This is a genomic window from Polaromonas sp. YR568, from assembly GCF_943371715.1.
Lineage (GTDB): Bacteria > Pseudomonadota > Gammaproteobacteria > Burkholderiales > Burkholderiaceae_C > Polaromonas.
In genome coordinates this window covers 1-13,849 of record NZ_CALRVW010000023.1, presented here as the reverse complement: position 1 = coordinate 13,849, position 13,849 = coordinate 1, and the positions used below count along the sequence as shown (strand labels likewise).

The window sequence follows — 13,849 nt, the reverse complement described above, 5'->3', positions numbered from 1 at the left end:
TCGGGCAGCCGCCGGATGATTTACATGTACATCCCGCCGTTGACGTGAAGCTCCTGCCCGGTGATGTAACCGGCCTGCGGGCTCGCTACAAAGGCCACCGCATGCGCAATGTCCTGCGGCTTGCCCAGATGTCCCAACGGGATCTGGCCGAGCAGTGCCTTCTGTTGTTCCTCAGGCAAACCTGCCGTCATGTCGGTTTCAATAAAACCCGGCGCGACGCAGTTGACAGTGATGTTTCTGCTGCCGAGTTCCCGCGCCAGCGCACGGGTCATCCCGGCCACGCCGGCCTTGGCCGCCGCGTAGTTGGCCTGGCCGGCGTTGCCGGAGGCACCCACTACCGAGGTGATGTTGATGATGCGGCCATAACGCTGCTTCATCATGGTGCGCATCACGGCGCGGCTCATGCGGAATACCGCCTTGAGGTTGGTGTCCAGCACCGCGTCCCAGTCCTCGTCCTTCAGGCGCATGGCCAGCATGTCGCGCGTGATGCCGGCATTGTTGACCAGCACCTGCAGCCCGCCGTGCTCCTTGACGATGGCATCGATCAGCACCTCGGCGGCCGCCACGTCGTTCACGTTGAGGTTGCGGCCGGCGCAACCGGGAAAAGCGGCCAGCGCCTGGCTGATTCTGGCGGCGCCCTCGTCGGTGGTGGCCGTGCCGATCACCTTCAGGCCGCGCTGCGCCAGTTCCTGCGCAATCGCCGCGCCGATGCCGCGCGATGCGCCCGTGACCAGGGCGACCTGCCCCTCAAACTTGATCTCGCTCATGCCAGCAACTCCCTGGTTTGCGCCAGACTGGCGGGGTCGAACATCGCCACCCCCGTCAGTTCGGCATCGATACGTTTGACCATGCCGGCCAGCACCTTGCCGGGCCCGCATTCGACGATGGTCGTCAGCCCGCGCGCCTTGATGGCCAACACACACTCGACCCAGCGCACCGGGCCGAAGGCCTGCTCGTAGAGGGCCGCGCGGATGCGGTCGGGGTCGCTCTCGACCGCCACCGCAATGTTGTTGATCACCGGGATCTGCGGCGCAGCAAAGGCCGTGGCCGCCAGTTTCTCCCGCAGCTTGTCGGCGGCCGGCTTCATCAGGCTGGAGTGAAACGGTGCCGACACCGGCAGCGGCAGGGCCCGTTTGGCGCCGTTGGCCTTGAGGACTTCACAGGCTTTTTCAACCGCCGCCTTGCTGCCGGCAATCACGGTCTGCATCGGGTCGTTGAAGTTGACTGCTTCCACCACTTCCGCGGTGTTCAGGCCAAAGCTGCGCACGGCTTCGGCGCAGCCTTCGATGACCTTCGACGCCTCCATGCCGAGGATCGCCGCCATCGCACCAATGCCCACAGGCACGGCCTCCTGCATGGCCTGCGCGCGAAAGCGCACCAGCGGCGCAGCCTGCGCCAGGCTCAGCACCCCGGAAGCCACCAACGCTGAATACTCTCCCAAGGAGTGCCCGGCGACCACCGCCGGCGCGGCGCCGGTCTCGGCCATCCAGGCACGGTAAGCCGCCACACCGGCCACCAGCATCACGGGTTGCGTGTTGGTGGTCAGGCCCAGCGCCTCCTTGGGGCCCTGGCTGATCAGTTGGGCCAGGTCTTCGCCCAGCGCATCCGAGGCTTCCCGCAGCGTCTCCCGCACGGCCGGATGGTCGCCCCAGGCGTCGAGCATGCCGACGGCCTGCGAACCCTGTCCGGGAAAAACAAAAGCAAAAGGTTTCATAAAAGTATCGATAAAAACAGCCTCCCGCCCTGATGGAACGGGCGCAAGCTGCTATAGATTCAGGAGTACCGCGCCCCAGGTGAAGCCGCCGCCGACCCCTTCGAGCAGCAGCGTCTCGCCTTTTTTGATCTTGCCGCTGCGCACCGCCACGTCGAGCGCCAGCGGAATGGAGGCAGCCGAGGTGTTGCCGTGCTGGTCCACCGTGACGATCACCTTGTCCATGGACATCTTGAGCCTCTTCGCGGTGCCCTGCATGATGCGGATGTTAGCCTGGTGGGGAACCAGCCAGTCAATGTCACTCTCCTGCAGGCCGGCCTTGGCCAGAGTTGCACGCGCCGCGTCTTCGAGAACACCGACCGCGAGTTTGAACACGGCCTGCCCGTCCATCTTGAGCAGCGGATCGCCCAGCACCTTGCCGCCGGACACGGTGCCCGGCACACACAGAATGCCGACATGTTTGCCGTCGGCGTGCAGGTCACTGGCCAGGATGCCGGGCGTCTCGGACGCCTCCAGCACCACGGCGCCGGCGCCGTCGCCAAACAGCACGCAGGTGGTGCGGTCCGAAAAATCGAGAATGCGCGAAAACACCTCGGCGCCAATGACCAGCGCCTTGCTGGCCGAACCAGTCTTGATCAGGGCGTCGGCGATGGTCAGCGCATACACAAAGCCGCTGCAGACCGCCTGCACGTCAAATGCCGGACAGCCGGCGATGCCGAGCTTGTTTTGCAGGATGCAGGCTGCCGAAGGAAACACCATGTCCGGTGTCGAGGTGGCCACGATGATCAGGTCGATGTCGCCGGGCTGGAGTCCGGCGGCCTGCAAGGCGTTTTTGGCGGCTTCCACCCCCAGGTCGCTGCTGCAAACCCCGGGATCGGCAAAGTGGCGGGCACGGATGCCGGTACGCTCGACAATCCAGTCGTCGGAGGTTTCAACCCCCTGGGCTGCCAGTTCGGCAGCCAGCTCGGCATTGCTCAGACGGCGCGGCGGCAGGTAGCTGCCGGTGCCTGTGATACGTGAATAAGGGCTCATGGATAACTTAATGTGCGGCGGTAGGGTCGGCCAATTCGGCATGTGCCGTCGCGGCTGGGAGTTCCACCGGCGGCGCACCGGCCGTGGCCAGCAGCGGCGCTGCGTGCGCAATGCGTTCCCTCACCCGGTCCAGCAAATTGTTGCGAGCTGCATCATAAGCCCGATTCAGCGCACTCTCGAAGGCAAACGCATCGGCCGAACCATGGCTCTTGAAGACCAGTCCGCGCAAGCCCAGCAGCGCTGCGCCGTTGTAACGCCGATGGTCAACCCGGTTTTTGAATGCAGATAACACCGGATAGGCGACGATAGCAGCAATTTTGGTGAAAATATTGCGTGAAAATTCGGCCTTGATGAAGCCACCAATCATGCTGGCCAGGCCTTCGCTGGCCTTGAGGGCCACATTGCCAACAAAACCGTCGCAGACCACGATGTCCACCACGCCTTTGAATATGTCGTTGCCCTCGACATTGCCGTAAAAATTCAGATCACCACTTTTAGAAGCAGATCGCAGCAATTCTCCGGCTTTTTTTATGATTTCACTGCCTTTTATCGCCTCTTCGCCGATATTGAGCAGGCCCACGCTGGGGTTGGCCTTGTCGGCGATAGCCGCGACCAGGGCCGAGCCCATGACCGCAAACTGGAACAGGTGATCTTCCGTGCAGTCGACATTCGCCCCGAGGTCGAGCACGGTGGTGGCGCCGCCTTTGGCGTTGGGAATCTGTCCGGCAATCGCAGGACGGTCAATGCCGTCCAGTGTCTTGAGGATGTAGCGCGAAATGGCCATCAGCGCGCCGGTGTTGCCGGCCGAGACGGCGGCTTGCGCGGCGCCGTCCTTGACCTGCACGATTGCCACGCGCATGGACGAGTCTTTTTTGCGCCGCAGCGCGACCTCGATCGGATCGTCCATGGTCACCACCTCGGTGGCAGCGACCACCTGGCAGCGCGCATGGGCCCGAAGACGGGCAAACAGCGGATGGGAAGCCAGCACGGCAGGCTGACCCACCAGCAGGATGGCCGCTTCGGGGTGGCCGTCCAGGAAGGACAGGCTGGCCGGCACGGTGACCTGCGGGCCGACATCACCCCCCATGGCGTCGACAGCTATCCTGATCATGGCAGGACCGGTGCAGTCAGGAAATGGGATTTCAACAAAACAAAGGCCCGCAGGATGAGTGCGGGCCAGTCGTTAAAGCGCGGAATTACGCTTCGGATTTTGTTTTCAGCACCTTGCGGCCACGGTAAAAACCGGTGGGGCTGATGTGATGACGCAGATGCGTCTCACCGGTGGTGGACTCGACAGCAATGCCCGGAACGGTCAAAGCGTTGTGCGCGCGGTGCATGCCGCGCTTGGAAGGTGATTTTTTGTTCTGCTGGACGGCCATGATCCGCTCCTGAGGGGGTATAGGGTGGGTAAATTACGCACAAAACCCGTGAGAGGGTCTTGGCGCCAAGCCTTGCATTATAGCGCGATACGGGCAGCTTTTCCGCCTGGCGCTGCAAGGCAGGCGCCAGCAGCCTGAAAACCCTCTCAAGCAACCGCCCTGAAAACCTGCCTGCGCAGTGCCGGTAGGCCCTGCCGCAGAAGCGACCTTGGTCTATTTTTTCTTTTTCAGTTGCGCCAGGGCCGCAAAAGGATGGGGCTTGGCGTCTTCCTGCTCGGCCAGCTCGCCCTCGCCGGCGCTGAACACCGGCGTCACCGGGCAGGTGTCGTGCATGGGCACCAGCGGCAGGGCCATCAGCAGCTCGTCCTCGACCACGGCCAGCAGGTCGAAGTGCGGCGCCATCACCAGCAGGTCTTCCTCGGACTGGTCGTCCTCGGCCATGGCAATGTCTTCGTCGGCCACAAAACGGTACCACTGGTCCACCTCCAGCGCGGTGGGCACCGCGCCCATGCAGCGCTGGCAGGTCAGCGGCAGCGTCGCATGCGCCTGCAGGTGCAGCCAGACGTCATCGTCGGCACCGGGATGCGGCCGCAGTTCGGCGCGCGCCTCCCAATTGACAGCCAGATCGGGCGCCAGCCCATGCAGCTCGTGCGCAAGGCGCTCCATATTTGATAGTGGCGTGCGCTCGACGAGCGGCTGGCCCTCCTGGGCGAAGGCCTGCATATTGAGCCGGCGGGCGTGAAGATGTCTGGACATGGCAGCAGTGTAAGAGAATCGACGCATGAACCCTGCACCTTCTCCCGATGACCGCAACGGCGTCGCCCTCCCCACAACGCGCCGCCTGATCCTGGGTTCGACATCGCCCTACCGCCGAGAACTGCTGCAACGCCTGCAGATTCCCTTTGAAGTGGCCTCCCCCGCGGTCGACGAAACACCTTTGCCCGGCGAAACCCCGGTAGCCCTGGCCCAGCGGCTGGCCCTGGCCAAGGCGCATGCTGTGGCCGCGGTTTTCCCCGACGCCGTGGTGATCGGCTCCGACCAGGTCGCCGACCTCAACGGCCAGGCCCTCGGCAAGCCCGGCAACCATGCCAATGCGGTTGCCCAGCTGCGCCAGATGCGCGGCCGGAGCGTGGTGTTCCAGACCGCCGTGGCCGTGGTCTGCCTGCAAAGCGGGTTTGAGCAGACCGACCTGGCCGCGGTGAAAGTGCAGTTTCGCGCGCTCGGCGATGAGGAGATCGAAAACTACCTGCAGGCCGAGCAGCCTTACGACTGCGCCGGCAGCGCCAAAAGCGAAGGGTTGGGCATCGCCCTGCTGGAAGCCATCGAGAACGACGACCCGACCGCGCTGGTCGGCCTGCCCCTGATACGCACCTGCCGGATGATCCAGGCCGCCGGCATCCCGCTGCTGCCGGCACGCGGGGGGAAATCATGAACGCCCCGTCCAAGGGCCGGCTTTACCTGGTGCCCGCACCGCTGGATTTCGGCTGTGACGTGTTGGCGCCCCTGCAGGACGTGATGCCGCTGGGCACGCTGCAGGTCGCCGCGAGCCTGTCGTGCTGGATCTGTGAAAACGCCAAAAGCACACGCGCCTACCTCAAACGGGTGGGCGAGGTGGTGCCGCTACAGCAGCCGGTGCAGGCGCAGCAGATCCAGGAACTGCCGCGCGAGGTGCATAAAAAGGGCGACCATGGCGGCACCTTCGACGCCCGACCGCTGCTGGCGGCTGCGCTGGCCGGCCGGGACATCGGCCTGGTCAGCGAAGCCGGCATGCCGGCGATTGCCGACCCGGGCTCGTCCGTAGTGCGCGCCGCGCATGACCTGGGCCTGCAGGTGCTGCCGCTGGTGGGGCCGATGTCGCTGATGCTGGCGCTCGCCGCCAGCGGGCTGAACGGCCAGAATTTTGCGTTTGTCGGTTACCTGCCGCAGGACGGCGGCGAACGCAGCCAGCGCATCCGCGAACTCGAATCGCTGGCGCTGAAGACCGGCCAGACGCAGATCTTCATTGAAACGCCCTACCGCAACACCGCCCTGCTGCAGGCGCTGCTGCAGACGCTGCAGCACAACACCCGGCTGGCCCTGAGCTGCGGCCTGAGTCTGCCCGCCGGCTGGTCGCGCAGTACGTCGGTCAGCACGTGGAAACGCGACAAACCGGCTGCACCGCTGGCCCTGCCGACGGTGTTCTGCATCGGCCGTTGACCCGCGCGCCAACAAAAAAGCCCGCATCGAGCGGGCTTTATTTTTTAACTGGCAACCGGCCAGCGGCTGTGCTGTTTCAACGAATCGCAGGCACCGTCTTGAGCGTGCGAATCGCCCCGTCGCCGATGGCTGCGCCAAATTTCTTGGCCAGGCGTTCGGCGACGTTTTCGCGGCGCGTGTAGTCGATGATTTCTTCGGTCTTGACGATTTCGCGGGCCACATAGTCGAGCGAGCCCAGCTGATCAGCCAGACCCAGTTCGATGGCCTGCTGGCCGGTCCAGAACAGGCCGCTGAACATCTCCGGCGTCTCCTTGAGGCGTTGGCCACGGCCGTTTTTCACCACCGTGATGAACTGCTGGTGAATCTGGTCCAGCATGGCCTGGGCGTACACGCGCTGCTGGTCGGTCTGCGGGCTGAACGGGTCAAGGAAACCCTTGTTTTCGCCGGCCGTCATGAGGCGGCGCTCCACGCCCAGCTTGTCCATCAGGCCGGTAAAACCGAAACCATCCATCAGCACGCCGATGCTGCCGACGATGCTGGCCTTGTCGACAAAAATCCTGTCGGCCGAGGCGGCGACGTAATACGCCGCCGAAGCGCAGGTTTCTCCGACCACGGCATACACCGGTTTCTTGTGTTTGGCCTTGAGGCGCACGATCTCGTCGTTCATCATGCCGGCCTGCACCGGGCTGCCACCCGGAGAATTGATCAGCAGCACCACGGCTTTGGCGCCTTCGTCCTCAAAGGCGGCGCGCAGCGCGGCATTGATGAACTCGGCGCTTGCATCGGCCCCGTCGGCGATCTCACCCTTGAGTTCCACCACCGCGGTGTGCGGCGTACTCACGCTGGTGGCGGTGCTGCGGTGCATGGCAAACCACACCAGGAACACAAAAAAGGCCAGCCAGGACAGGCGCACAAAGGTTTTCCAGCGTCGCGTGGCCTTCTGCTCATTGAGGGAGGCAAACGCCAGCTTCTCCAGCGTCGCGCGCTCCCAGCCCGGCTCTGTGCCCAGGGCGTTGCGGCTTGCTACGTTTTCAGGAGCTGCCTGCGCCCGTGCTTGCTGGTCTGAAGGCCTGTCGGGATCGTAATCCGGGTGGTCGGACGGGTCGGTGCGGTTTGAATCATTCATACGGGTAGTTTAGAACTCCAATGTTTTAAGTTTGTAGGACGTGTGCCAGAAAACAAGGCCTTCGCCTTCCGAAATGTCAATTTTGACCAGCCCGCCCTGGCAGGGACCGCCGCTGCACTCGCCGGTGTCGGGCCGGTAGGCCGCGCCGTGGCTGGCGCACAGCAGCCACTGCCCGCTGTCGTCGAACACCCGGTTGGGCTGCCAGTCCAGCTCCATCGCCACATGGCTGCAGCGGTTCAGGTAGGCGTGGGGTCGGCCCTCGAAGCGCACGGCAAAGGCGCGGCAGGTCTGGCCCGCGTAGTTCACGTCGAAGGGCACGGCCTGCCCGCCTTCCAGCAGCTCAACGCTGCGGCACAGCGGGATCAAGGTCAGGTCCGGGTCAGGCATGGCGGGCGGCTCAGGCGTTGCGGGCCAGCCAGTCATGCAGGTCCTGCACGGAATGGGCGACAAAACGCGGCTGGAGGGCGTCAAAGGCGGCACTTTCGTGCGCGCCGTAACTGACCCCGACGCTGGCGCAGCCGGCGTTGAGCGCCATCTGCAGGTCGTGCGTGGTGTCGCCAATCATCAGCGTGCGCGCCGGGCTCACACCGAACTCGTCCATCAGCTCATGCAGCATGCGCGGGTGCGGCTTGCCGGCGGTTTCATCAGCGGTGCGCGAGCCGTCAAACCGGCCCTTGAGCTCGACCGCCTGCAGCGCTTCATCGAGGCCGTGCCGGCTCTTGCCAGTCGCTACCGTCAGCAGGTGGCCGCGCGCCTTGAGCGCGGCCAGCAGCGGCAGCACGCCGTCAAACAGGCTGATGTCGTTCTGATGGCCGATGTAGTGGTGGCGGTAACGCGCGCCAAGTTCGGGGTACTTCTCGGGCGGGACATCGGGCGCCGCATGGGCCAGCGCCTGCATCAGCCCCAGGCCGATCACATACCCGGCGGCTTCGTCGCTCGGCACGGTCCCGCCCACGTCACGCACCGCGGCCTGGATGCAGCGCACGATGATTTTGGTCGAATCGAACAGCGTGCCGTCCCAGTCGAAGGCAATCAGGTCAAAGTTGAGCGGGGAGGACGGGCGTGGCATGGGTCGTGAAACTCTCGAGATCGGGGGGAAGCGCGGCCAGCAGGTCAATGCGTTTGCCGCTGGACGGATGGGTGAACTTTAACCGCCAGGCATGAAGAAACATGCGTTTGAGGGCGACCCCGCCGGCTTCTTTTTGCAAGGCTTTGTTCAGTTCGAAGTCGCCGTATTTGTCGTCGCCGGCAATCGGGTGGCCTGCGCTGGCCAGGTGCACCCGGATCTGGTGGGTGCGGCCGGTCTTGATGGTCACTTCGAGCAGCGTGAAATCGCGCCCGGCGGCGGCCAGCGCCGACTTCACCTTGACCAGGGTCACCGCACGCATGGCGTCCGGATGGTCCTTCCCCACCACGCGCACACGGCGCTCGCCGTCGGGTTGCAGGTATTTCTGCAGCGAGGCGTCCAGCACTTTTTGATTGGCCGGCCAGACGCCGCTGACCAGCGCCAGGTAAATCTTGTCGGTCTCGCGCTCACGAAACTGCTCCTGCAGGTTTTTCAGCGCCATCCTCTTTTTGGCCACCAGCAAAATGCCGCTGGTTTCACGGTCCAGCCGATGCACCAGCTCCAAAAACCTCGCCTCGGGCCGCGCCATGCGCAACTGCTCGATCACGCCAAAAGCCACACCGCTGCCGCCGTGCACGGCCACGCCGGCCGGTTTGTCGATCGCCAGCAGGTGCTCGTCTTCAAACAGGATGGGGAACTCCCGTGACGGCGCGTAACCACCTGTGGTGGACGCGGCGCCGTGGCGCGCCACTTCGACCGCCATGGCCCGGGCCTTCTCATCGGCCCGCTCCGAGGTGCGCACCGGCGGCAGGCGCACGATGTCGCCGGCCTCGACCCGGGTGTCGGCCTGCGCCCGGCCCTTGTTGATGCGCACTTCCCCGCTGCGGATGATGCGGTACACGTGTGTCTTGGGCACGCCCTTGAGCTGGCGGATCAGGAAGTTGTCCAGGCGCTGGCCCGCAAAGTCAGCGTCCACTGTCACCAGCGTGGCCTGCGGGGCCGCTTTCGCGGGCAGCTCCGGCGGGGCTGGCAAAGGTGGAGGGGGTCTGGGTCGGTCAGGCTGCACCGCCGTCAGGGGTTTACCCGGACGGCGTGTTTTACCTGAACCTGCGCCTATAATGTGTTTCACTAGCGACAAGCTGTAAGTGGTTGATTTGTCTGGGAGTTTAGTCCACACACCCATCAACCCACTGCAACAGCCTTGCTGGAAGGTCGACGCCACTGGCAGCAAATGCCCGCAAGCGCACGGTGCCAGGCACCCCGCGGCAGGAACATGTTGTGCAGACGAGTCGACGTTTTGCGAATACAACTACGGAATACGATGTGTTCAGCCCTACGGGCTGGACACGGATCCAGGTGAAATCTGGTCTTGGAATGGGTAGCCCTTTGACGACAACACTGGTTGAACTGATGTTTCTGTGCCTGCGGCGCTTTTTAGCCCCGCTTTTTGGCATGGATCAGCCGTCAGCCCTTGTTTCACGGGCGCAAGCAGCTACTTTTTTGGTAGCAAACCCCTGTCAGACCCCGACTCGCCCCATCCACGCGCCTACGCCCAGACCGCTCCGCTGACTGATTTTTTCAGTCGCCATGGCGCGTCAAAAGCTCTCCGGCAATTCCCCACGTTCGCACAACGTCTGCTCCCGGCGTCGTTTGCCCGTTTTTCGGGCAGTGATGTTTGAGACAGAAGAACGAAGGAACCCCCATGAAACGCATGCTGGTCAATGCCACCCAGTCGGAAGAACGCCGCCTGGCCATCGTCGACGGACAGAAACTCCTCGACTACGAAATCGAAATTGAAGGGCGCGAACAGCGCAAGGGCAACATCTACAAGGCCGTCGTGACACGTGTCGAGCCTTCGCTCGAAGCCTGTTTTGTCGACTACGGTGAAGACCGCCACGGCTTTTTGCCGTTCAAGGAAATCTCCAAGCAGTACTTCGCCCAGGGCGTGTCGGTCAGCCAGGCGCGCATCCAGGACGTGATCCGCGAAGGCCAGGAAATCCTGGTCCAGGTCGAAAAGGAAGAACGCGGCAACAAGGGCGCGGCCCTGACCACCTTCGTCTCGCTGGCCGGCCGCTATGTCGTGCTGATGCCCAACAACCCGCGCGGCGGTGGCGTCAGCCGCCGCATTGAAGGCGAAGACCGGGCCGAGCTCAAGGAAAACATGGACCAGCTGGAATACCCGGCCGGCGCCAGCATCATTGCCCGCACCGCCGGCATCGGCCGCAGCGCCGCCGAGCTGCAGTGGGACCTGAACTACCTGATCAAGCTGTGGACCGCAATTGACGGCGCCGGCAAGGGCGGCAAGGGCGCCTTCCTGATTTACCAGGAATCCAGCCTCGTGATCCGCGCCATCCGCGACTACTTCAACAGCGACATCGGCGACATCCTGTTCGACACCGACGACGTGTACGAGCAGGCGCGCCAGTTCATGGCCCACGTGATGCCCGAGCACGAGCACCGCGTCAAGCGTTACCGCGACGACGCACCGCTGTTCAGCCGCTTCCAGATCGAGCACCAGATCGAGTCGGCCTATGCCCGCACCGTACAGTTGCCTTCCGGCGGCGCCATCGTGATCGACCACACCGAGGCGCTGGTCTCGGTGGACGTCAACTCGGCCCGCGCCATCAAGGGCGGCGACATCGAGGAAACCGCCACCCGCACGAATCTGGAAGCCGCCGACGAAGTCGCGCGCCAGATGCGTCTGCGTGACCTGGGCGGCCTGATCGTCATCGACTTCATCGACATGGAAGAGTCGCGCAACCGCCGCGACGTTGAAAACCGCCTGCGCGACGCGCTGCGCCAGGACCGCGCCCGCGTGCAGTTCGGCACCATCAGCAAGTTCGGCCTGATGGAAATGAGCCGCCAGCGCCTGCGCCCTGCGCTCAACGAAGGCGCGTCCATCCCCTGCCCGCGTTGCGGCGGTTCCGGCCACATCCGCGACACCGAAAGCTCGGCGCTGCAGATCCTGCGCATCATCCAGGAAGAGTCGCTGAAAGACAGCACGGCCTCGGTGCTGTGCCAGGTGCCGGTCGATGTCGCGTCTTTCCTGCTCAACGAAAAACGCTCCGAGATCGCCAAGATCGAGATGAAGCAGCGCATCAACGTGCTACTGGTGCCCAACAAGACGCTGGAAACACCGAACTACAAGCTCGAGCGCCTGAAACACGACGACCCGCGCCTGGACAACATCGAGGCGAGCTACAAGATGGCCGACGAGATGGAAGACCCGACCACGGTCACCCGCCGCAGCCAGGAAAAGCACAACAAGCAGGAACCCATCATCAAGGGCGTGTTGCCCGATGCACCGGCACCCATCGTCGTGCCCAAGCCGGCACCGGCGCCTGCCCCGGTGGCGGCCCAGCCGGTCCGGCCGGTGGTTGCCGCCCCGGCGGAAAAAAGCTTCTTTGCCAAACTCAAGGAATTTTTTGTAGGCGCAGAAGCCGCACCCGCTCCGGTGCCCGTCAAGGAAGTCAAAAAAGACGAACGCGGCGAAGGCCGGCGTGACGAGCAGCGCGGCGAACGCGGGGAACGCAGCAGCGAGCGCGGTGATCGCGGTGGCCGTGGTGAACGCGGCGGCCGTGGCGGCCGTGGTGGCCGCAGCGAAGGACGCCCGGGCGAAGGACGTGGCGAAGCCCGTCCCGACCAGCGTGGCGGTGAGCGCGGTGAACGTGGTGAAGGCCGTGGCGGCGAGCGCCGCGAGCGCAATGCCGATGGCCGCGCCGAAGGCGCCCGCCAGGAACGCCCCGCCGGTGAAGCACGGCCCGAAGGCCGCAACAACGAGGCCCGTCCCGAGCGCGCAGAGCGTCCACCCCGTCCGGAAGGCCAGGGCGACAGCGAAGGCCGCGGCGAACGTGGTGAACGCAGCCGCCGAGGTCGTGGCGAACGGGGCGCCGAGCGCGGTGGCGAACGTGCCGACCGCCCGGCACGCGACTCCATCGAGCAGGATCTGGCCCTGGCCAACCAGGCAGCGATGGCCGCAGCCATGAGCGAAGGTGATGCCGCGCCGCGCCAGGAACGTCCGGCACAGGACGCCGGCCGTGACGGCGAGCGCCAGCCGCGCGCCGAAGGCCAGGGTCGCCGTGAACGCGGCGAGCGTGGTGGTGAAGCACGCGGTGAGCGTGGCGAACGCGGTGAACGCGGCGCAGGCCGTCGCAACGAGCGTCGTGACGAGCGCACGGACGGCAGCACCGCACCCGCGGCCGCCGCCCAGGCCGACAGCTTTGATGCAGCGCACCCCGCCGTCGTGGCCGGCCTCGATGAAGCCGGCAACCCGGTGGTGCCGGCCTCTTCCACCGACGTCCAGCCGCGCGCTGAAGGTCAGGAAGAAGGCCAGGACCGCCAGCCGCGCGAGCGCCGCAGCCGTGACCGTTATGGCCGCGACCGCCGCGAACGTTCAGAGCGCAGCGACCAGCCCGCCGAGGGCCAGGCCGAAGGCGTAACCCCGGTGGCTGCTTCTGAAAGCTTTGAGCCAAATCAGGCTGCAGCCCAGGAAACACGTGCGCCGGCAGCTACTGAATTTGTTGCAGCTGCAGCACCGACACCGATGCCCGCAGCGCCTGTGGCAGCACCGGCGCCCGTCGCCGCGCCCGCCATCGCCCGGCCTGCGGCCGTCGCGCCGGCCGCTGCTGCACCCGCCGCACACGCGTTGCCGAAAGTCCAGACCTACGACCTGCCCCTGCAGGACCTGGCCCAGGTGGCCCAGTCCTCGGGTCTGCAATGGGTCAATTCCGACGCCAGCAAGATCGCGGAAATACAAGCTGCGATGGCCGCCGAACCCAAACCGATCCATGTGCCACGCGAGCGCCCACCGGCACCGCAACTGGACGCCAGCCCGCTGGTGCTGGTCGAGACCAAACGCGACCTGCGCGACATGACCCTGCCGTTCGAGCAGCCTGCCGCACCGGCTGCGGGTGAACGCACGGAGTAATCCTGACCTTCGTGCCAGTCTGGCACTTCAGATCAAAGGCAGCTTTCGGGCTGCCTTTTTTTCGTCTGTAGCTTTCGTTGTGTGCTTGCCTCTAGTGAATGAGGTAAAGCCATCACAAGTCTCGACTTCTTGTGGTGCGCCTGCAAGCCGGGGGTTGCCCGGCGGCAACTCACTTTTCTTTTGCGTCGCCAAAAGAAAAGTAAGCAAAAGAAAAGGCGACCCTGCTGTCTGCGTCCCTCCGCTTCGCTGCGGGCAACCTGCGGTGCTCGGTCCAGCCGGGGCCGGGCTCGAACTCGCTGCGCTCAGACAATCGCCCGTCCTGATCCGTCTGGACCTCCGCTCCTCGGCGCAGCCAGAAGGGTGGTGGGGTCGGGAGCGGGTACGGAATCGGGCTCCGGCGAGGACGCGCCAA

13 protein-coding genes are annotated in these 13,849 nt (G+C 64.8%); 3 read left to right on the top strand and 10 right to left on the bottom strand.

The window, feature by feature from the left end; all coding sequences use genetic code 11:
• Positions 1 to 20 precede the first annotated feature (20 nt).
• The 6 genes from fabG to AAG813_RS15325 form a co-directional block, all read right to left on the bottom strand.
• Positions 21 to 767 (bottom strand): 3-oxoacyl-ACP reductase FabG, encoded by a 747-nt coding sequence (fabG, locus tag AAG813_RS15350; RefSeq protein WP_341916548.1) that lies wholly within the window; start codon positions 765 to 767, stop codon positions 21 to 23.
• Positions 764 to 1,714 (bottom strand): ACP S-malonyltransferase, encoded by a 951-nt coding sequence (gene fabD, locus AAG813_RS15345; protein WP_341916547.1) that lies wholly within the window; start codon positions 1,712 to 1,714, stop codon positions 764 to 766. The genes fabG and fabD overlap by 4 nt, the downstream gene beginning before the upstream one ends.
• Positions 1,715 to 1,765: 51 nt before the next feature.
• Positions 1,766 to 2,743: a beta-ketoacyl-ACP synthase III gene (locus AAG813_RS15340; protein WP_341916546.1), complete on the bottom strand. Its 978-nt coding sequence runs from the start codon at positions 2,741 to 2,743 to the stop codon at positions 1,766 to 1,768.
• A gap of 7 nt (positions 2,744 to 2,750) precedes the next feature.
• Positions 2,751 to 3,854: a phosphate acyltransferase PlsX gene (plsX, locus tag AAG813_RS15335; RefSeq protein WP_341916545.1), complete on the bottom strand. Its 1,104-nt coding sequence runs from the start codon at positions 3,852 to 3,854 to the stop codon at positions 2,751 to 2,753.
• An 85-nt stretch (positions 3,855 to 3,939) separates the two neighbouring features.
• Positions 3,940 to 4,122 (bottom strand): 50S ribosomal protein L32, encoded by a 183-nt coding sequence (gene rpmF / locus AAG813_RS15330; RefSeq protein ID WP_096669354.1) that lies wholly within the window; start codon positions 4,120 to 4,122, stop codon positions 3,940 to 3,942.
• 213 nt (positions 4,123 to 4,335) lie between these two features.
• Entirely contained in the window at positions 4,336 to 4,878 is a 543-nt protein-coding gene (locus AAG813_RS15325; RefSeq protein WP_341916544.1) for a YceD family protein, read from the bottom strand.
• Between the two features lie 25 nt (positions 4,879 to 4,903).
• Here AAG813_RS15325 and AAG813_RS15320 point away from each other — a divergent pair, with 25 nt between their 5' ends.
• Together AAG813_RS15320 and AAG813_RS15315 are read left to right on the top strand one after the other, a co-directional pair.
• A complete protein-coding gene (locus AAG813_RS15320) occupies positions 4,904 to 5,554 on the top strand; it encodes a Maf family nucleotide pyrophosphatase (RefSeq protein WP_341916543.1) in 651 nt (216 codons plus the stop codon).
• Positions 5,551 to 6,318: an SAM-dependent methyltransferase gene (locus AAG813_RS15315; protein ID WP_341916542.1), complete on the top strand. Its 768-nt coding sequence runs from the start codon at positions 5,551 to 5,553 to the stop codon at positions 6,316 to 6,318. Before AAG813_RS15320 ends, AAG813_RS15315 begins: the two co-directional genes overlap by 4 nt.
• A 76-nt stretch (positions 6,319 to 6,394) precedes the next feature.
• Here the strand turns inward: AAG813_RS15315 and AAG813_RS15310 are convergent, their stop codons facing one another.
• Genes AAG813_RS15310 through AAG813_RS15295 form a run of 4 tightly spaced genes read right to left on the bottom strand, consistent with a single transcriptional unit; the run spans position 6,395 to position 9,543 of the window.
• A complete protein-coding gene (locus tag AAG813_RS15310; protein WP_341916541.1) occupies positions 6,395 to 7,444 on the bottom strand; it encodes a S49 family peptidase in 1,050 nt (349 codons plus the stop codon).
• 9 nt (positions 7,445 to 7,453) lie between these two features.
• On the bottom strand, positions 7,454 to 7,831 hold the full coding sequence (locus AAG813_RS15305) for a Rieske 2Fe-2S domain-containing protein (RefSeq protein WP_341916540.1): 378 nt from the start codon (positions 7,829 to 7,831) through the stop codon (positions 7,454 to 7,456).
• A 10-nt stretch (positions 7,832 to 7,841) separates the two neighbouring features.
• Positions 7,842 to 8,513: an HAD-IA family hydrolase gene (locus AAG813_RS15300; RefSeq protein WP_341916539.1), complete on the bottom strand. Its 672-nt coding sequence runs from the start codon at positions 8,511 to 8,513 to the stop codon at positions 7,842 to 7,844.
• Positions 8,482 to 9,543, bottom strand: a complete 1,062-nt coding sequence (locus AAG813_RS15295) for an RluA family pseudouridine synthase (RefSeq protein WP_341916538.1) — start codon at positions 9,541 to 9,543, stop codon at positions 8,482 to 8,484. The genes AAG813_RS15300 and AAG813_RS15295 overlap by 32 nt, the downstream gene beginning before the upstream one ends.
• A gap of 669 nt (positions 9,544 to 10,212) precedes the next feature.
• Here AAG813_RS15295 and AAG813_RS15290 point away from each other — a divergent pair.
• Entirely contained in the window at positions 10,213 to 13,437 is a 3,225-nt protein-coding gene (locus tag AAG813_RS15290) for an Rne/Rng family ribonuclease (RefSeq protein ID WP_341916537.1), read from the top strand.
• Positions 13,438 to 13,849 lie beyond the last annotated feature (412 nt).